17 protein-coding genes are annotated in these 17,232 nt (G+C 74.0%); 5 read left to right on the top strand and 12 right to left on the bottom strand.

Translation table 11 applies throughout. From position 1 onward, the window contains the following. Positions 1-45 precede the first annotated feature (45 nt). Positions 46-492, bottom strand: a complete 447-nt coding sequence (locus DFJ68_RS06230) for an SAV_6107 family HEPN domain-containing protein (protein WP_121035140.1) — start codon at positions 490-492, stop codon at positions 46-48. A gap of 10 nt (positions 493-502) precedes the next feature. After that, positions 503-823 carry a DUF6504 family protein gene (locus DFJ68_RS06225; protein WP_245963499.1) on the bottom strand — a complete coding sequence of 107 codons (321 nt, stop codon included), beginning with the start codon at positions 821-823 and terminating at the stop codon, positions 503-505. Positions 824-1,485: 662 nt separating this feature from the next. Between DFJ68_RS06225 and DFJ68_RS06220 the strand changes: the two genes are divergently transcribed. Continuing rightward, a complete protein-coding gene (locus DFJ68_RS06220) occupies positions 1,486-2,265 on the top strand; it encodes a DUF4126 domain-containing protein (protein WP_121031926.1) in 780 nt (259 codons plus the stop codon). Between the two features lie 87 nt (positions 2,266-2,352). Here the strand turns inward: DFJ68_RS06220 and metF are convergent, their stop codons facing one another. Then, complete coding sequence (gene metF, locus DFJ68_RS06215) at positions 2,353-3,261, bottom strand: methylenetetrahydrofolate reductase [NAD(P)H] (RefSeq protein ID WP_121031924.1); 909 nt, start codon at positions 3,259-3,261, stop codon at positions 2,353-2,355. 112 nt (positions 3,262-3,373) lie between these two features. On the opposite strand from metF, the gene DFJ68_RS06210 reads away from it, so the two are divergent. Then, positions 3,374-4,468 (top strand): polyprenyl synthetase family protein, encoded by a 1,095-nt coding sequence (locus DFJ68_RS06210; RefSeq protein ID WP_121031922.1) that lies wholly within the window; start codon positions 3,374-3,376, stop codon positions 4,466-4,468. 153 nt (positions 4,469-4,621) lie between these two features. Here the strand turns inward: DFJ68_RS06210 and DFJ68_RS06205 are convergent, their stop codons facing one another. After that, the gene (locus DFJ68_RS06205) at positions 4,622-4,963 is read right to left on the bottom strand and encodes an Rv2175c family DNA-binding protein (protein ID WP_121035139.1); all 342 of its coding nucleotides are present in this window, start codon (positions 4,961-4,963) and stop codon (positions 4,622-4,624) included. Between the two features lie 429 nt (positions 4,964-5,392). Between DFJ68_RS06205 and DFJ68_RS06200 the strand changes: the two genes are divergently transcribed. Continuing rightward, positions 5,393-6,412, top strand: coding sequence for a LysM peptidoglycan-binding domain-containing protein (locus tag DFJ68_RS06200; protein ID WP_170165710.1), 1,020 nt, complete (start codon positions 5,393-5,395; stop codon positions 6,410-6,412). An 85-nt stretch (positions 6,413-6,497) separates the two neighbouring features. After that, positions 6,498-8,510: a Stk1 family PASTA domain-containing Ser/Thr kinase gene (gene pknB / locus DFJ68_RS06195; protein ID WP_245963498.1), complete on the top strand. Its 2,013-nt coding sequence runs from the start codon at positions 6,498-6,500 to the stop codon at positions 8,508-8,510. A gap of 92 nt (positions 8,511-8,602) precedes the next feature. On the opposite strand, the gene DFJ68_RS06190 is transcribed toward pknB, so the two are convergent. The 5 genes from DFJ68_RS06190 to DFJ68_RS06170 all read right to left on the bottom strand — a co-directional run bounded on the left by DFJ68_RS06190 (position 8,603) and on the right by DFJ68_RS06170 (position 14,231). Next, positions 8,603-9,673, bottom strand: a complete 1,071-nt coding sequence (locus tag DFJ68_RS06190; protein ID WP_245963497.1) for a threonine aldolase family protein — start codon at positions 9,671-9,673, stop codon at positions 8,603-8,605. A 7-nt stretch (positions 9,674-9,680) separates the two neighbouring features. After that, the gene (locus DFJ68_RS06185) at positions 9,681-11,069 is read right to left on the bottom strand and encodes a class II 3-deoxy-7-phosphoheptulonate synthase (protein WP_121031917.1); all 1,389 of its coding nucleotides are present in this window, start codon (positions 11,067-11,069) and stop codon (positions 9,681-9,683) included. Positions 11,070-11,158: 89 nt separating this feature from the next. After that, the gene (locus DFJ68_RS06180) at positions 11,159-11,905 is read right to left on the bottom strand and encodes a response regulator (RefSeq protein WP_276330694.1); all 747 of its coding nucleotides are present in this window, start codon (positions 11,903-11,905) and stop codon (positions 11,159-11,161) included. 49 nt (positions 11,906-11,954) lie between these two features. Then, positions 11,955-13,253, bottom strand: a complete 1,299-nt coding sequence (gene macS / locus DFJ68_RS06175; protein ID WP_121031913.1) for a MacS family sensor histidine kinase — start codon at positions 13,251-13,253, stop codon at positions 11,955-11,957. Positions 13,254-13,256: 3 nt separating this feature from the next. Continuing rightward, positions 13,257-14,231, bottom strand: a complete 975-nt coding sequence (locus DFJ68_RS06170) for a lysophospholipid acyltransferase family protein (protein ID WP_245963496.1) — start codon at positions 14,229-14,231, stop codon at positions 13,257-13,259. A gap of 132 nt (positions 14,232-14,363) precedes the next feature. On the opposite strand from DFJ68_RS06170, the gene DFJ68_RS06165 reads away from it, so the two are divergent. Continuing rightward, positions 14,364-15,092, top strand: a complete 729-nt coding sequence (locus DFJ68_RS06165; protein ID WP_121031911.1) for a hypothetical protein — start codon at positions 14,364-14,366, stop codon at positions 15,090-15,092. 23 nt (positions 15,093-15,115) lie between these two features. On the opposite strand, the gene DFJ68_RS06160 is transcribed toward DFJ68_RS06165, so the two are convergent. From DFJ68_RS06160 to DFJ68_RS06150, 3 genes are read right to left on the bottom strand one after another with little or no spacing between them, the layout of a single operon-like run. Further along, positions 15,116-16,087, bottom strand: a complete 972-nt coding sequence (locus DFJ68_RS06160; protein ID WP_121031910.1) for an ROK family glucokinase — start codon at positions 16,085-16,087, stop codon at positions 15,116-15,118. Further along, on the bottom strand, positions 16,084-16,641 hold the full coding sequence (locus tag DFJ68_RS06155) for a prolipoprotein diacylglyceryl transferase (RefSeq protein WP_121031908.1): 558 nt from the start codon (positions 16,639-16,641) through the stop codon (positions 16,084-16,086). The genes DFJ68_RS06160 and DFJ68_RS06155 overlap by 4 nt, the downstream gene beginning before the upstream one ends. A 2-nt stretch (positions 16,642-16,643) precedes the next feature. Beyond that, a complete protein-coding gene (locus DFJ68_RS06150; RefSeq protein WP_121031905.1) occupies positions 16,644-17,087 on the bottom strand; it encodes an SRPBCC family protein in 444 nt (147 codons plus the stop codon). Between the last annotated feature and the right edge of the window lie 145 nt (positions 17,088-17,232).

Here is a 17,232-nt window from a genome sequence, read left to right as displayed (position 1 = left end):
GGCGACGTGCAGGTGGACGAACGTGTCGGTCACGGGCCGCCGCCCTCAGGACGCGTCGCGGGTGGGCGACACCGGCGTGATGGTCTGCGGCAGGGGCATCGTCAGGGGGACCCCGAGGGCGTCCTGGACGATCTCGAGGAACATCTCGGCCTGGCGCAGCAGGTCGTCGGCCTCGCGCACCGGCACCCACCCGCCGCGGTCGACCACCGACCGGCGCGCCGAGCAGGCCGCGAAGAACGCCGCCCACTCGCCGAGCTCGGGGGCCAGCCCCGGCAGCACCTGCCAGACGCTGCGCGGACGGGACCGCGGGGTGGGCACGCTGCGCGCGGCGACGAGGGCCGCGGCGGCCCGCAGCGCGCCGAGGTGGGCGTCGCGGTAGCGCTCGCCGACGTCGCTCGTGCGGCAGGCCTGCTCGAGGGTGCGCCGCGACCGGTCGAGCAGGTCGAAGACGGCCGGTCCGATGGGAGGACGGGGCAGGTGCGTGGCGGTCATCGTCGTCACCTCAGTCGGCGACCCGGACGAGCTGCCACTGCTCGCCCTGGGCGCCCTCGTCGTGGGCGAGGTCGTAGACCCCGGGGGCGAACGACCACCCGGGGCTCGCCTCGACCCGCCACACCTGCTGCTCGGAGGCCGCCGCGGCGAGCGAGCCGCCCGGCACGACCGGACCGCCCCCGCCGTCGGCGTCGAGCGCCTCACGCCACCACGCCCGGCGCTCACGCCACTGGGCGAGCACGTCGCGCACGACGTAGAGCCGGCCGCGCCAGATGAACGCCTCCGGACGCCTCGCCACCCCGGCCGCCCCCTCCACGGGACGGACCTGCACCACATCACTGAACCTGCGAACCACGACACGTCTCCTTCGTACGGACACGTCGAGGCCGGAAATCACGACCCAGACCACCCGCGACCTGCGAGCGGCCCGACACCCAACCGACGACTGATGACCCTGACCGAACCACTTGACCTGCTCGAGCCGACCGACCCACCGGCCGACCCGTCCACCGACCGACCGGACACCCCCGACCACCCCGTGCACCCGGTGTGGCGGGTGCACGGCAGGGCTATGCTCGACCGATCGCGTCGAACACGTTTTTCGAACAGGTGTTCGACGCAGAACCACAGTAACCCCCGCCGCCGACAGCGTGTCAAGGTCGTCCACAGGCCCCCACCGACCCGCGGACGACGGGCCCGCAGCGGCATCTGAGTACACGTGCTCACGCCCCCGGAGCCCCCGCTGCGGCACAGTCGTGCGTGCGGGGTCCGGTCCGCGAACGGAGGGGCGCAGGGGTCCCGTCCGCTCACGGATCGGGCCCCGTCCGCACGCCCCGGCCACGTCGTTTGCAACCAGCCCCCCGATGCGGGACCGTCGGACCGGACGCCACCACCCGGCATCCGCCGCGGATGTCACCGCGGGTCCAGCGGACCCACCCCGACGCACCCGGCCCGCACCCGGCACGCGCCGCACGGCACACACAAGGAGCCACGATGGGCGCCGAGTTCCTCCCCATGGTCTTCACCTCCGGCTGGGCCAGCGGCATCAACGCCTACGCCGTCGTGCTCGTGCTCGGCCTCGCCGACCGGTTCTTCTCGCTCGGCCAGATCCCCGACGCCCTCGCGCGCACCGACGTGCTCGTGCTCGCCGGGGTGCTCTTCGTCGTCGAGATGTTCGCCGACAAGATCCCCTACGTCGACTCGTTGTGGGACACCGTGCACACCGTCGTGCGACCCGCCGTCGGCGCCACCATCGGCTACCTCCTCGGGCACGAGACGGCCGGGCTCGACGCCGCCGTGGGCGCCGCCACGGGTGGCATCACCGCGCTGCTCTCGCACGGCGTCAAGGCCGGCCTGCGGGCCGCCGTCAACACCTCTCCCGAGCCCGCGAGCAACGTCGTCGTCAGCACCGGCGAGGACGTCGCCGTCACCGGCGTCACCGCCCTCGCCATCGCCCACCCGTGGTGGGCCGCGTCGATCGCCCTCGTGCTGCTCGTCGCCGGCGCCTACCTCGTATACAAGCTGCTCGGGCGGGTGCGCCGGTTCAAGCGCAGCTACGACGCCTGGGGCGAGCGCGTCGGCATCGCCACCCCGTCGGGACGCCTCGACGGGCGCCCCGAGCCCCCACCGACGGGCCAGACCGGCCCGACCGACCCGGCGAGGACGCCGCGCGAGAACCGGCGCCTGCTGCGCGGCCGCGACGCCGCCGGTCCGTCACCCCGCGCCGACGAGCGTCTCGAGCGGCCCTTCGACCAGACCCGCGACGACGGCTGAGCCCGCCCACCGGCACCCGTCGCGTGCGACCGCCGCGACCGCCGCGACCGCCCCGTCCACCGCGTCCACCGCGTCCACCGTGACCGCTCAGAGGTTGCCGAAGACCTCGAGCGTCGCCGACGACCGGTTCATCGTGATGAAGTGGATGCCGGGTGCGCCCTCGTCGAGCAGCCGCCGTGACGACTCGGTGGCGATGGCGAGCCCCTCGGCGCGCACCGCGGCGGGGTCGTCACCGGCCCGCCCGAGGCGGTCGGTGACGGCGGTCGGCATCGGCTGGCCGGCGAGCTCGGCCATGCGCACGACCTGACGGGCGTTGGTGATCGGCATGATCGCGGGGATGACGGGCAGGCTGGAGCCCCGGCGGGCCACCTCGTCGCGCAGCCGCAGGTAGTTCTCGACGTCGAACACCATCTGCGTCACGGCGAAGCCGGCGCCGGCGCGCTCCTTGCGCACGAGCGCCTCGGCGTCGTCGGCCACGCCGCGCGACTCGGGGTGCCCGTCGGGGAAGGCCGCGACGCCGACGGTGAAGTCGCCGAGCGAGCGGATGAACGCGACGAGCTCGTCGGCGTGGTCGAAGCCCTCGGGGTGAGGGGTCCACGGCTCACCGAGACCACCCTGCGGGTCACCGCGCAGGGCGAGGATGTTGTGCACACCCGCCGCCGCGTACTGCCCGACGACGCGGCGCAGCTCGTCGCGCGAGTGCCCGACGCAGGTGAGGTGGGCCAGCGGCGTGAGCGAGGTCGACTCGAGCACCCGCTGGGTCAGCCGCACGGTGCGGTCGCGCGTCGTGCCGCCGGCGCCGTACGTGATCGACACGAAGCTCGGCGAGAGCTTCTCGAGCCGCCGGATCGCCTCCCACAGCGTCGTCGCCGCGGCGTCGTCCTTGGGTGGGAAGAACTCGAAGCTGAACGTCGGGGCGTCGGCCTGCACCATCTCGGGGATCGAGCGGGTGAAGCGCTCCGCCCGCACCATCGAGGATGCCGTGCCGTGTGCCATGCGACCACTCTAGGTCGCGCGCGGGGCCGGGCACCGGCGCGACCGAGGGCCGGGCGGGTGCGTCGCCCCAGTAGGCTGGGCCGCGTTGTCCCGACGCGATGGAGGCCCACCCGTGCACCGCCCCACCGACCTCGTGGCCCTGCGCGCCCGGGTGCAACAGGCCATCGACGCCGAGATCGTCGAGGGCAGTGCGCTGCTCGGACGCATCGGCGACGAGGTCGCGCCCCTGACGAACGCCGTGTCCGGGCTGTTGCAGGGTGGCAAGGGCCTGCGGGCCGGCTTCCTCTACTGGGGCTACCGCGCGGCGGGCGGGCCCGACTCCGAGGCGCTCGTGCGCCTCGCCGCGAGCATGGAGTTCTTCCAGGGCGCCGCGCTGCTGCACGACGACGTCATGGACCGCAGCGACACCCGCAGGGGGATGCCGTCCGCGCACCGTCGCGTGGCCGCCGTGCACGCCGAGCGGGGCTGGCGCGGCGACGCCGACCGGTTCGGTGAGGGCGCCGCGATCCTCGCCGGTGACCTGTGCCTCGTCTGGTGCGACCAGCTCTACGCCCGGTGCGGCCTGCCGACGACCGAGCTCGACCGTGGCCGGGTGCTCTTCGACGGGATGCGCACCCAGCTCATGGGCGGGCAGTTCCTCGACCTGCTCGAGGCCGCCCGCGGCTGGGACGGGCTGACCCTCGACGAGCGGGTCGCCTCGGCCCGCAAGGTGATCCGCTTCAAGAGCGCGAAGTACACGATCGAGCACCCGTTGCTCATCGGCGCCCTCGTCGGCGGGGTCGAGCAGGCCGACACCGGGCCGCTGTCCGACTACGGGCTCGCGCTCGGCGAGGCCTTCCAGCTGCGCGACGACCTGCTCGGCGTCTTCGGCGACCCCGAGGCGACGGGCAAGCCGGCCGGTGACGACCTGCGCGAGGGCAAGCTGACGGTGCTCGTCGCGCTGGCCCTCGACGCCGCCTCCCCCGCCGACCGCGAGCTCGTCGAGACAAGCCTCGGGCGCGACGACCTCGACTCCGACGTCATCGCGCGCATCCGCGAGGTGATGGTCACCTCCGGGGCGGTCGGGCAGGTCGAGTCGCTCATCAGCAACCTCGCCGACCAGGCCCACGACGCGGTGCGCCGCGCCGACACAACCGGGTGCTTCGACCGCGAGGCCCTCGACGTGCTCGACGACCTCGTCGGCGTCTCCACCGCTCGCCACACCTGAGCCCGGGCCGAGCCACCGCTCAGTCGCTGAGGGCCCGGATGCCGGACCCTGGCCCTCACGGGTGGAGGTGGACGCGTCGTGCGGGTGGAGGTGAAGCGCGACCGGTGGTGGTCGCGGAACACCTCCACCCGGTCGCGGGGGTGGGCAGGCTCGTCAGAAGGCGAGCTCCTGGGCGCGCCGGCGCACCTCGGTCTTGAACCCCGCCCACATGGCGTCGATGGGCGCACCCTCGACCGGCAGCGTGGAGTCGGGCGTGTAGAGCCACGTGATGGCCTCGTCGTCGTCGTAGCCGCCGTCTGCGAGCACGGTGATCGTGCCTCGCAGCTCGGGCCTCGGGCCCTCGTCGGTGAGGAAGCGGGCGGGGACCGCGAGGACCCGACGGGGGCCGATGCGCGAGGCGATGAGCTCACGATCGGCCAGCATGGTGCGCACGGCCGACAGGCTGACGCCGAGCCGCTCGGCGATGTCCGGGACGGTGAGCCAGTCGCCGACCAGGGTCTCGAGGTCGGTCGTGGAGCGCCCGCCGGTCTCCGGCTCGGAGGTGGCGTCGGTGCTGGCGTCGGTGCGGTGGTCCGCGGGGGCGGCGTCGTTCTCGGTCACGGCGGCAGTCTGCCACCCGTCGGGACGTGGCCACTCGACGGTGGCTGTCGGGGCGGTCCGTGCGGTGGGACGGAAGAAGGCAGAGGTCAGCGACGAGTTACGCCGCTGTCATTCAATTCTCTTTACCTTCAATGCATTACTGTCGCAAAAGCCCCACAGGGCAACACCAGTCACGACGCCACCATGCCGGTCCCCAGTGTGCCCGCGACGCCACCCCTCCCCCCGCCCGACACGCCGAACAAACCCCGTCAAATCGCCACCCGCTGCCGCGACCGGCACCCACCCCGCCCCCGCTCGCCGCCGGGGCCCCCGGGAAGGACCCTCATGCCATTCGCCGCCGACGCCGTCGCGCTCGCGCCCGCCCACGCCTTCGTCGCCCCCGTCACGACGGGCTGGAAGACCATCACGCTGAGACCGGGTGACACGGTCTGGGACCTCGCGCTGCGCCACCACACCACCCCGGCGCAGATCGTCGCCAAGAACCGCCTTGCCGACGGTGGCCGCATGGTCCACCCGGGCCAGAGGCTGCTCGTGCCGGGCACCGCCGCCGGTTCGAGTGCGCCGTCGAAGCCCGCCACCGCGGGACGCCCGTCGTCCGCCCCGGCCGGCTCCCCGGCATCCTCGACCCCGTCCTCGTCCCTGTCCTCGTCGCAGCGCGTCTACACCGTCGTCCGCGGCGACACGCTCTACGGCATCGCCGGCCGCTACAAGGTGAGCCTGACCAAGCTCATGAGCGCGAACGGCCTGCGCGGCTCGAGCATCCTGCGCATCGGCCAGCGCGTCGTCGTGCCCGGGACGGGCGCCCCCAGCGGCACCAAGCCCGGCACGTCCACCCCGACCCGGCCCACGCCCCCGAAGCCCGCGCCATCCAGGCCGACGACGCCGACGACGTGGCCCGACGCGACGAAGGCCACCGTCGCGCAGAGCAAGGCGCGCCTCGCCGCCACCGCCGTACCGAGCCGTACGCAGACCGCGGCGATGATCCGCGCCACCGCCCTGCGCCACGGCGTCGACCCCCGGCTCGCTCTCGCCGTCGGCTGGCGGGAGTCGAGCTGGAACCAGCGGTCCGTCAGCTACGTGAACGCGCTCGGCGTCATGCAGGTCATGCCGACCTCGGGCATCTGGGCCTCGCAGCTCGCCGGTCGCACGCTCGACCTCTACGACGCCCAGGACAACATCACCGCGGGGGTGCTCATCCTGCGCTCGTTGCAGTCGCAGGCCGACTCGCGCGAGCAGGCCGTCGGCGCGTACTACCAGGGCCTCTACTCGGTGCGCAAGAACGGGATGTTCACCTCGACGAAGGCCTACGTCGCCTCGGTGCTCGAGCTCGCCAAGACGATGTGACGCCGTCCCCGTCATCCGGCCCACCCACCGCGCGCGGGCAGGCCGGATGCGGGGACCGGGTCGGTCGTCACCGTAAACTCCTGCCGTGACGTCCAGCGTGGCGGACCCGCTCATCGGCCGGCTGGTCGACGGGCGCTACCGCATCCTCAGCCACCTCGCGGACGGCGGCATGGCCACCGTCTACGTGGCGCTCGACGCACGCCTCGACCGGCAGGTCGCCCTCAAGGTGATGCGTCCGGGCCTGGCCGCCGACCACGTCTTCGTCGAGCGCTTCCGCAGCGAGGCCCGCTCGGCCGCCCGGCTGAGCCACCCCAACGTCGTCGCCGTCTTCGACCAGGGCGAGAGCGGCGGCGACGTCTTCCTCGCCATGGAGCTTGTCGACGGCAAGACCCTGCGCGACGTCATCCACGAGGAGGCGCCGCTGACGGTGCGCGAGTCGCTCGCGATCCTCGAGCCCATCCTCGAGGCCCTGCGCGCGGCCCACGCCGCCGGCATCATCCACCGCGACGTCAAGCCCGAGAACGTCATCGTCAGGCGCGACGGAGAGGTCAAGGTCGCCGACTTCGGCCTCGCGCGCGCCATCACGAACCAGACGACGACGAGCCAGACCGGCGTGCTGCTCGGCACTGTCAGCTACCTGTCCCCCGAGCAGGTCGAGCGGGGCGTCGCCGACACCCGCAGCGACGTCTACGCCGCCGGGCTGCTGCTCTTCGAGATGCTCACGGGGCGCAAGGCCGTCACCGGTGACACCCCCATCCAGATCGCCTACAAGCACGTGCACGACCGGGTCGGGGCGCCGTCGCGCCTCGTGGACACGGTGCCGGCGCCCGTCGACGACCTCGTCGCCGAGGCGACCGCGGTCGAGCCCGACGACCGGTTCGACTCCGCCGCAGCGCTGCTCGCCGCCCTGCGGTCGGTGCGCCGCTCGCTGCCCGCCGACGTCCTCGACGCCCGGGGCACGCTCGCGCCCGAGGGCGGCCGCGACGGTGTGGATGCCGGTCGGCCGGCCGCCGCCCGCGACGCCGGCTCGCGTGACCGGCGGCGTGACGACCACGCCGCGACCGCGGTGCTCTCGACCGGGGCGCGCTCGTACGCCCCACCGTCGGGCGGCACCCCGACCGGGCCCGTCCGTGGGCTCCACCGTGACGACGCCCCCTCGCGACCGGCACCGGTGCAGCACACGTCGGCGCTCGCCCTGCCCGACCGCCTGCCCGCCCGGCGTCGCCGGTGGCCGTGGGTGGTGGCGGCGCTGCTGCTCGTCGGCGGTGGCGGCGCGGGCTGGTGGTTCACCGGTGGCCCCGGCGGCTCGACCGTCGTGCCGACCGTCGTCGGCCAGCAGGCGCCGGTCGCCAGCGGCCGGCTGCAGGCGGCGTCCCTCGACGTCGAGACCGACGAGGAGTTCTCCGAGACGGCGGCGCGCGGCACGGTCCTGCGCTCGGACCCCGCGGCCGGCGCCGAGCTCGGCAAGCAGAGCGTCGTGCGGCTCGTCGTGTCGAAGGGCCAGGAGCGCTACCGCGTGCCGAAGCTCGCCGGGGCGACGGCCGACTCGCTCGCCGGAACCCTTGCGGCGCGACGGCTCTCGCTGGGCAAGGTCACCGAGGACTGGAGCGAGACGGTCAAGGCCGGCACGGTCGTCTCGCAGCAGCCCGACGCCGGCACGTCGGTGCGGCGCAGCACCGAGGTCTCCGTCGTCGTCTCGAAGGGGCGCCAGCCGATCACCGTGCCGGTCGTGCGCGACCAGGGCGTCGACGCCGCCGTGTCGGCCATCGAGGGGGCCGGCCTGACGGTCAAGCGCCTCGACGACGAGAACAGCGACACCGTGCCGCAGGGCGCGGTCATCTCGCAGTCGCCCGCCGACGGCACGCTCTACCGGGGCGACGCCGTGTCGATCACCGTCTCCAAGGGCCCCGTCATGGTGCAGGTGCCCGGCGTCGTCGGCCGGCCGGTCGCGGAGGCCGAGAAGGCGCTGACCGACCTCGGCTTCACCGTGAAGAAGGAGTATCCCTTCGGCCGCCTCTTCGACCTCGTGCGGGTGCAGAGCGTCGAGGGCGGCCAGTCGGTGCGCAAGGGCAGCACCATCGTGCTCACCATCGTCTGACCCCGCGCACCGGCATCCGGGGGCGTGGAGGACCGTCGTCGCCGGGGCGACGCGAACCCTCCACGGGACCGGCCGAAAGGGGCCTGGGCCGGTCAGGGCAGGACGGGGCCGGTCTCAGCGAGATCGGTGATGACGTCGATGGCCGCGTCGGTGGCGGTGTCGTCGACGTCGAGGTGCCAGACGAGCCGGACCGCACGCGGCCCGACGGCGTACGTGCGCACCCCGCGGAGCAGGGCCGCCTCGACGAACTGCGGCGCGGTCCACCCCGACACCGACACGTCGGCGATGACGATGTTCGTCTCGACGGTCTGCGGGTCGACCGTGCCGGGGACCGCCTGCGCGAGGGCCTCGGCGGCCCGGCGCGCGCGGGCGTGGTCGTCGGCCAGCCGCTCGACGTGGTGGTCGAGCGCGAACAACCCTGCGGCAGCGAGGATCCCGGCCTGGCGCATGCCGCCCCCGAACCGCTTGCGCCAGATGCGCGACTCGGCCATGGCGTCGGCCGACCCGACGAGGACGCTCCCGACGGGGGCGCCGAGGCCCTTGCTGAGGCAGACCGAGACGGTGTCGAACTCGGCGGCGTAGTCGCGCACCGACACGCCCGAGGCGACGGAGGCATTGAAGAGCCGTGCCCCGTCGAGGTGCATGGCGACGCCACGCTCCCGGGTGACGGCGCGGGCCCGACGGATCTCGTCGAGCGACTGCACGGTGCCGCCGCCGAAGTTGTGGGTGTTCTCGACGACGACGAGGCCGGTGCACACCTGGTAAGGCCCGACCCCCGTGATCATGAGGGCCTCGGCGTCGGCCGAGCGGAAGCGGCCCTTCTCGGCGACCCACGTGCGCGACGAGATGCCCGAGAGCACCGCGGCCGCACCGAGCTCGGCCCGCACGACGTGGGCGAGGGAGTCGCCCACGAGCTCCTCCCCCGGGCGTACGTGCAGCCGGACCCCGAGCTGGTTGGCCATCGAGCCCGACGGGGTGAAGAGGGCGGCCTCGTGCCCGAGCAGGTCGGCGACCCGCTCCTCGAGGGCCCGCAGCGTGGGGTCCTCGCCGAAGACGTCGTCACCGACCTCGGCCTGCGCCATGGCGGTGCGCATGCCGGGGGTCGGGCGGGTCAGGGTGTCGCTGAGCAGGTCGGCGCGCAGGGCGCCCGCAGGGTCGGCCACGGTGCGCTCAGGCCTGGCCCAGCATCTCGGCGACGAGGAACGCCAGCTCGAGCGACTGCTGGTGGTTCAGGCGCGGGTCACACAGCGACTCGTAGTTCTTGCCGAGGTCGGAGTCGATGATCTTCTCGGCGCCGCCGAGGCACTCGGTGACGTCGTTGCCGGTCAGCTCGACGTGGATGCCGCCGGGCACGGTCCCGAGGGAGCGGTGCACCTCGAAGAAGCCGCGCACCTCCTCGATGATGTCCTCGAAGTCGCGGGTCTTGAAGCCCGATGCCGCCTCGAAGGTGTTGCCGTGCATGGGGTCGCAGATCCACGTCACCGTGGCGCCCGAGGCGGTCACCTTGTCGACGATGCCCGGCAGCGCCTCGCGGATCGTGCCGGCCCCCATGCGGGTGATGAAGGTGAGCCGGCCGGGGGTGCGCTCGGGGTCGACCTTGTCGATGAGGCGCAGCACCTCGTCGATGTCGGCCTTGGGGCCGAGCTTGACGCCGATGGGGTTGCTGATGCGCGAGACGAAGTCGACGTGGGCACCGTCGAGCTGGCGGGTGCGCTCGCCGACCCAGACGAAGTGGCCGGACGTGTCGTACAGGTGCCCGGTGCGCGAGTCGATGCGGGTGAGCGGGCGCTCGTAGTCGAGCAGCAGCGCCTCGTGGGCGGCGTAGAACTCGACGGTGCGCATCGCGTCGAAGTCGGCGCCGCACGCGTCCATGAAGCGCATGGCCTTGTCGATGTCGTGCGCCATCTTCTCGTAGCGCGAGTTCGCCGAGTTGGCGATGAAGCCGCGGTTCCAGTCGTGCACGTGGCGCAGGTCGGCGAATCCGCCTGTCGTGAAAGCGCGCACGAGGTTCAGCGTCGCCGAGCTCGCGTGGTAGCCCCGCACGAGGCGCTGCGGGTCGGGCACCCTGGCGGTCTCGTGGAAGGCGAAGTCGTTGACCATGTCGCCGCGGTAGGCGGGCAGCGTCACGCCCTCGCGCGTCTCGACGGTCGAGCTGCGCGGCTTCGCGTACTGCCCGGCCATCCGGCCGATCTTGACGACGGGAACCGACGCGCCGTACGTGAGCACCGCCGCCATCTGCAGGATCGTCTTGACCCGGTCGCGGATGTTGTCGGCCGTCGCCGAGGCGAAGGTCTCGGCGCAGTCGCCGCCCTGCAGGACGAACGCCTTGCCGACCGCCGCGTCGGCCATGCGACCGGTGAGGATGTCGCACTCACCGGCGAACACGAGCGGGGGGTAGGAGCCGAGCGTCTCGACGACCTCACCCAGGGCGGCCGTGTCGGGCCAGCTCGGCTGCTGCGCCGCCTCGAGCGCGGTCGCGGCCGCCGTGAGGTCGGCGAGGGCCTGCTGTCCGTCGGCCGCGACGCGGTCGGCGGGCGCGGTCGTGGGGCTCGTGTTCACCGATCCAGCGTAGACGCCCGGACGCGGCACCCCGCCCGGGGTCCGCGATCCGATCACGTCCCGCGAGCGTCCCGGGGAGGTCGGGCCCGTCAGCGACGGGCCTCGCCGAGGTCGATGCCGCGCTCGAGGGCGAACCGGGCCAGCTCGACCCGGTTGCGCAGGTGCAGCTTGCCGAAGATGTTCTGCACGTGGTTCTGCACGGTGCGGTGCGAGAGGAAGAGCATCGCCGCGATCTCCTTGTAGCCCATGCCGGTCGCGACGTAGCGCAGGATCTCCGTCTCGCGCTCGGTCAGCTCGGGGACCTCGCGCGCGTCCGCGGCATCCGGCTGCGCCTGGCGACGGCGGAACTCCCCGAGCACGAGACCGGCGAGGCCTGCCGTGAACACCGGCTCGCCGGCGGCGGTGGCGCGCACCGCGGAGAGGAACTCCTCGCGCCCGGCCGACTTCACGAGGTAGCCGAGGGCGCCGGCCTTGACGGCGTCGAGGACGTCCTGCTGGTCACCGCTCGCCGACAGGATGAGGATGCGGGTGCCGACGCCCGCGGCGGCCAGCCCGGCGCACACCTCCGGGCCCGACAGGCCGGGCAGGTTGAGGTCGAGCACGAGCACGTCGGGCTCGGTCGCGCGGGTGCGGGCGAGCGCGGCCCGACCGTCGTCGGCGGTCGCGACGACCTCGAACCCGGCGTCGGCGAGGTCGCGCGACACGGCGTCGCGCCACATCGGGTGGTCGTCGGCGACGACGACGCGGGTGCGCGTCGCGCCTGTCCCGGATGCCGGGTCGCCCGGCCCGGGTCCGTCGGTTCCGTCGCCGCTGCCGTCCATGTCTGCCCCTGTCATCGGTCCCTGCCCGTCCCTTCCGAGGTCACGGTCGCGCCCACGGCGCCGCTCACCGTCCGGCGCTCGGCACGCGCAGCTCGACGGTCGTGCCGTGACCGGGCACCGAGCTGATGCGGGCCGAGCCGCCGAGGTCGTCGAGCCGGCCGCGGATGCTCGACGCGACGCCCAGCCGCCCCTGGCCCGCCGCCTGCTCGAGACGACCCTCGGCCAGACCCGTACCGCTGTCGCGGATGGTGACGCTGACGGTGCGGCCGTCGTCGTCGAGCAGCACCCACGCCCGGGCCTCGTCGCCGGCGTGCTTGCGCACGTTGTCGAGGGCCGCCTCGACGGCGGCGGCCACCTCGTCGGCCACCCGCCGGGGCAGCGTGATCGGCTCTGCGGGGGAGACGAGCTGCACCCCCGGGCGCTCGACGTGTCGCAGCGTCGCGCGAAGATCGGTGGCGCCGGTCATGGCGCGGTCGACCTCGCCGAGGTCGCCCTGGCCGACGAGGGTGCGCAGGATGCGCTCCTGCTCCGCGGCCATCGCGCCGAGGGTGACGGCCTCCCCACCGAGGTCGACCGCCCGACGGTTGATGTAGGCCAGCGTCTGCAGCACACCGTCGTGGACGGTGCGGGCGAGGCGGTCGCGCTCGGCCCTCGCGGCGTCGCGGCGCATCGCCTCGCGCAGCGCCTCGTGGCTCTCGCGGGCGAGGTCGACGCAGTAGCCGATGCACCCGCCCAGCAGCAGCCCGAGGATCGAGTTCGTCACGGTGTTCGCCGTGGGCTGCACGACCTCGATGAACGAGAAGGCGGCGACCATGCACCCCGCGGCCACTCCCCCGCGCCAGCCACGCAGCACCGCGAACCCGGCGATGGCGGCCGACGGCCAGATCGACGGCAGCGTCTTCGCGCCGGCGGTGATGACGTCGGCGTCGTCGACGAGCCGCGTCGCGAGGATGGCGAGGCAGCCCAGCAACAGCTCGACCGTGTAGGCGCGCACCGTGCGCATGGGGCGCACGGTCTGGGCGACCGTCCACGCCGCGAGCACGGCGAGCACCGCGACCGCCGCCGTGGGGTGCAGCACGTCGCCCCGGCGTTCGTAGAGCGACCAGGCGGCGTAGGCGAGCGCGAGCACGCGGAAGACCTCGATGCCCCGCCACAGACCGCGCACGATGGCGTGCTCGTCGTGGGCGAGCGAGAGGGCGGCCGCGCCACCGTCGGTACGGCCGGGCCACGGGGAGCGCGCACCGGCCCCACCCACACCGGTCGCCCGTGCACGCGCGGTCACGCCGACGTCGGTGGATGCCGGGTGGCCGGGTGCGGCGTCGACCCGCTCCCCCACGCGTCCGACGCCGCGCTCACGGGCCATGGGTCAGGACGCGACCTCTCCGCGCTCGTCGCGCACCGGGCCGCGGTCGTCCGGCCCGGCCTCGCCGACACCCTGACCGGCACCCGCACCCGCGTCGGCGACGACCTCGTCGGTGGCGTCGTCACCGAGGCTGCCGACCCGGCGTTCCGCCGCCGCGGGCAGCGGCGTCGCCCCGTCGGCCCCGCCAGCCCCGACACCCCCGTCAGCCCCGTCGGCCGCGTCGAGCGCGGCCTCGAGCTCGGGCGCGGCCGAGCCGGGCTTGGCCGCCTCCTGCAGCTCGCGGGCCTTGGCGCGGGCCGCCTTGAGCAGGCGGTCCTTCATCGAGGTGGCGTACATGTCGACGTACTCCTGGCCCGACAGCATCATCAGCTCGTACATGATCTCGTCGGTGATCGAGCGCAGGACGAACCGGTCGTCCTCCATGCCCTCGTAGCGCGAGAAGTCGAGCGGCTTGCCGACCCGGACGCCGATGCGCATGATGCGCGGGATGACCTTGCCCGTCGGCTGCGCCTTGTCGGTGCCGATCATGGCGACGGGGATGACGGGCACGCCCGCCTCGAGGGCCATCCGGGCCACCCCGGTGCGGCCGCGGTAGAGCCGGCCGTCGGGCGAGCGCGTGCCCTCGGGGTAGATGCCGAGCAGGTCGCCCCGGCGCAGCACCCGCAGCCCCGACGTCAGCGCGGCGTTGCTCGCCTTGCCGCCGGAGCGGTCGACCGGCAGCTGCCCGATGCCCTTGAAGAAGGCGGCCGTCGCGCGGCCCTTGATGCCGCGCCCGGTGAAGTAGTCGCTCTTGGCCAGGAAGGTCACGCGCCGCGAGACGACGAGCGGCAGGAACACCGAGTCGGAGAACGACAGGTGGTTGGACGCGAAGATCGCGCCGCCGTCCTCGGGAATGTTCTCGTCACCCTCGACCCAGGGACGGAACAGCAGCTTGAGGATCGGGCCGATGACGATCGTCTTGAGAACCCAGTAGAACAACCGTGTCCACCTCCACCTGTGACGGCGAGCACTCTACGGCACTCGCGAACCCACAGTGCCGCGTGCGAGGATTCGGGCAGACGGCCACACCGGCGGCCGCCCAGCGTCACCGACGTCGAGGAGTGCCACCGCATGAACGATCGCGACCTCGACGCCGAGTTCGAGCGCATCGTCGCCGGCTGGGACACCGAAGCCCCCGACCGGCAGCCGCGTCGCGGTGCCGCGCCCGAGGGGTCGAGCGGCACCGGCGGTGACGAGGCCGCGTCCACGCAGCCCCCGCAGCCCCCGCAGCCCGGCGATCCCACCGCGCCCGCCGAGGTCGGTGACGCGCTGGGCGCGGCGCCGTCCGCCACCCCGTCCCCCTCGTCGCCCGCGTCGGATGCCGGTCGGCCGGCCCCCGAGGCCCGCCGCAGCGAGGCGCCCGACGCGGCCGGGACGGCATCCGGTGCGGTGGGAGGGGCGGCTCCGCGCACCCCACAGCCGGAAGCGCAGGCCCCCGGCGGCGACGGCGGCCTCGGCCTGCCCATCGCCCCCGGCGCCGGCCACGTGTGGCGCGGGCACCAGCCCCCCGGTGACGACGACGCCGTGCTCGACCTCGTCGACGACGACCGGCAGGGCGAGCACTTCGTCCCCCCGACGGAGACCGATCTGCCGACGGCCGAGGACGACCCGATGTTCTGGGCCATCGTCGGCGGGCTCGTCGGCGGCCCGCTGCTGCTGCTCTGGGTCGTCATCTTCGACCGCGGCGGCAGCGGCTGGTGGCTCGTCACGTCGCTCGTCATGATCGTCGTCGGGTTCGTGCTGCTCGTGCTGCGCGGCGGCAGCGAGCGCGACCCGTTCGACGACGGCACGCGCCTCTGACCCTCGCGTGCCCGTCGGGCTCGTCAGCCGCGGCCCGCGCGCGCCAGCTCGGCCGCGCCGATGAGCCCCGCGTCGCTGCCGAGCACCGCGCGCACGATACGCGCCTCGGGGCGGTAGCCGCGCCCGGGCAGCTGCTTGCGGAAGGCGTTTCGCGCCGGGGCGAGGAGCATCTCGTCGGCGGCGCTGACTCCCCCACCGACGACGAACAGGCCCGGGTCGAAGGCGGCGGCGAGGTTGGCCATGCCCACGCCGAGCCACGTGCCGATGTCGGCGATGAGCTCGCGTGCGGTCGGGTCGCCCTCGCGGGCGGCCTCGGTGATGAATGGACCGGTGAGTGCGCCGGGGTCGCCGCCGAGGCGGGCGAGCAGGTCGGCGACGACAGGCGAGCCGGCCTCCATCATCCCCTTCGTCTCGCGCACGAGGGCGTTGCCGCTCGCGTACTGCTCCCAGCAGCCGCGGTTGCCGCACTCGCAGCGCATGCCGTTGGGCACGATCTGCATGTGGCCGAACTCGCCGGCGATGCCGTGCCGGCCACGCTGCACCTGCCCGTCGACGATGAGCGCGCCGCCGATGCCCGTGCCGAGCGTGATGACGACGACGTGCGACTCACCCTGCGCCGCGCCGTGGGTCGCCTCGGCCCAGGCCGCCGCGTTGGCGTCGTTGTCGACCGTGACCGGGTAGCGGATGCGGGCCGACAGCGCGTCGTGCAGCGGCTCGTTGCGCCACGACAGGTGGGGCGCGAAGACGACGGTGGCACGGTCGGCGGCGACGAAGCCCGCCGCGCCGATGCCGACGGCGACGACCTCGTCGGGGTCGACGTGCCGCAACAGCTCGTCGACCGCCTCGACGATGGTGTCCTCGACGACCGACGGCGAGGTCGAGCGGTGCGGGGTGTCGCGGCGGGCCCGGTGCAGGATCGCGCCGCTCTCGTCGACCACCCCGCCGGCCACCTTCGTGCCGCCGATGTCGATGCCGATGGCGAGGCGTGGGCTCACGGGGTCTCCTTGGGTCCGCGGCGCCGCTCGGCGACGTCACGCAGGGCGTCGGCGGCGAAGGCCGCGAAGTCGGCGAGTCGGTCGATGGTCTCGGGGCTGACCCGCTGCACGACGGCGAGCACCTGGCACACCGGGCAGACGGCGCAGGCCGCGGGAGCCCGGCCCCCGCACGTGCACTCGTGGTCGGCGTCGGTGGCGTGGTCGCCGTCGTGGTCGCCGGCGTGGTCGGTGTGCCGACCGGATGTCGTGGCGTCCCCGCCCGTGGACGGCGCGTCCGCGTCGGGTCGGGGGCGGTCGGCCGAGTCGGCTGCGGGGGACGCGTCGGTCGTCCCGGCCTTGTCGGCCGTGTCGCCGGAGGCGGGCCCCCGGGAAGCCGGGCGGCCGTAGCCCTGGGCCGACAGGACCTCGAGCAGCCGCGCGGCTTCGCGGGCCACGGACGGCGGTCCGTCCGTGGCGCCGACGTGGTCGGCGTGGTCGGCGTGGTCACCGTCGCCCGCCGCGGGGTGGGCGCCGGGGTCGACGGGCGGCTCCGAGCTGGTGTGCGGTTCGGGCACGGTCAGCCCTCGACGCGCTTCTTGAGCTCCTTGAGCGCCGTGTCGACGATGACCTTCTCGGCCTTGCGCTTGAGCATCCCGATCATCGGGATCTTGACGTCGACCGCGAGGCGGTAGGTGACCTGGGTGCCCTCGCCCTGGGCGGTCAGGGTGTAGGAGCCGTTCATCGCCTTGAGCACCGTGGCCGACACGAGGGTCCACGACACGACGCCGGTGCCGTCCTCGACGACGTCCCACTCGTACTCGAGGGTGTACGTGTCCTTGATCGCCCCGGCGTCGAGGGTGAAGCGCACCTGGTCGGCCCAGCCGTCACCGTCCTCGGCGACGATCGCGACGTCCTTCACCTCACCGGCCCACTCGGGGTAGGCCTCGAAGTCGGCGATGACGTCGAGCACCTCGCCCGGGGAGGCGTCGATGAGCAGGGAGGACTCGGTGCGATCGGCCATGCGCCGAAGGCTACCGCCTGCCCTCGAGCCGGCCCCCCGGCATCCTGACGGGCCCCGTGCTCGGCAACCTCACGGCACCGACCCCGCCCGGCCGACCGACCACGTGACCGGCGCTCCCCCCTCGCGGGTGGGGCCGTGCGAGGAT

Origin of the sequence: Terracoccus luteus (assembly GCF_003635045.1) — a bacterium.
GTDB lineage: Bacteria > Actinomycetota > Actinomycetes > Actinomycetales > Dermatophilaceae > Terracoccus > Terracoccus luteus.
Note: the sequence above shows the minus strand (reverse complement) of the source record. Positions and strands in the feature narration are given on the sequence as shown.

What these genes read in the sequence shown, in the direction of transcription:
- DFJ68_RS06220 (WP_121031926.1), top strand. Translation starts at nt 1,486, where the DNA reads ATGGGCGCCGAGTTCCTCCCCATGGTCTTCACCTCCGGCTGGGCCAGC.
- DFJ68_RS06230 (WP_121035140.1), bottom strand. Translation starts at nt 492, where the DNA reads ATGACCGCCACGCACCTGCCCCGTCCTCCCATCGGACCGGCCGTCTTC.
- DFJ68_RS06150 (WP_121031905.1), bottom strand. Translation starts at nt 17,087, where the DNA reads ATGGCCGATCGCACCGAGTCCTCCCTGCTCATCGACGCCTCCCCGGGC.
- DFJ68_RS06200 (WP_170165710.1), top strand. Translation starts at nt 5,393, where the DNA reads ATGCCATTCGCCGCCGACGCCGTCGCGCTCGCGCCCGCCCACGCCTTC.
- metF (WP_121031924.1), bottom strand. Translation starts at nt 3,261, where the DNA reads ATGGCACACGGCACGGCATCCTCGATGGTGCGGGCGGAGCGCTTCACC.
- DFJ68_RS06165 (WP_121031911.1), top strand. Translation starts at nt 14,364, where the DNA reads ATGAACGATCGCGACCTCGACGCCGAGTTCGAGCGCATCGTCGCCGGC.
- DFJ68_RS06180 (WP_276330694.1), bottom strand. Translation starts at nt 11,905, where the DNA reads ATGACAGGGGCAGACATGGACGGCAGCGGCGACGGAACCGACGGACCC.
- macS (WP_121031913.1), bottom strand. Translation starts at nt 13,253, where the DNA reads ATGGCCCGTGAGCGCGGCGTCGGACGCGTGGGGGAGCGGGTCGACGCC.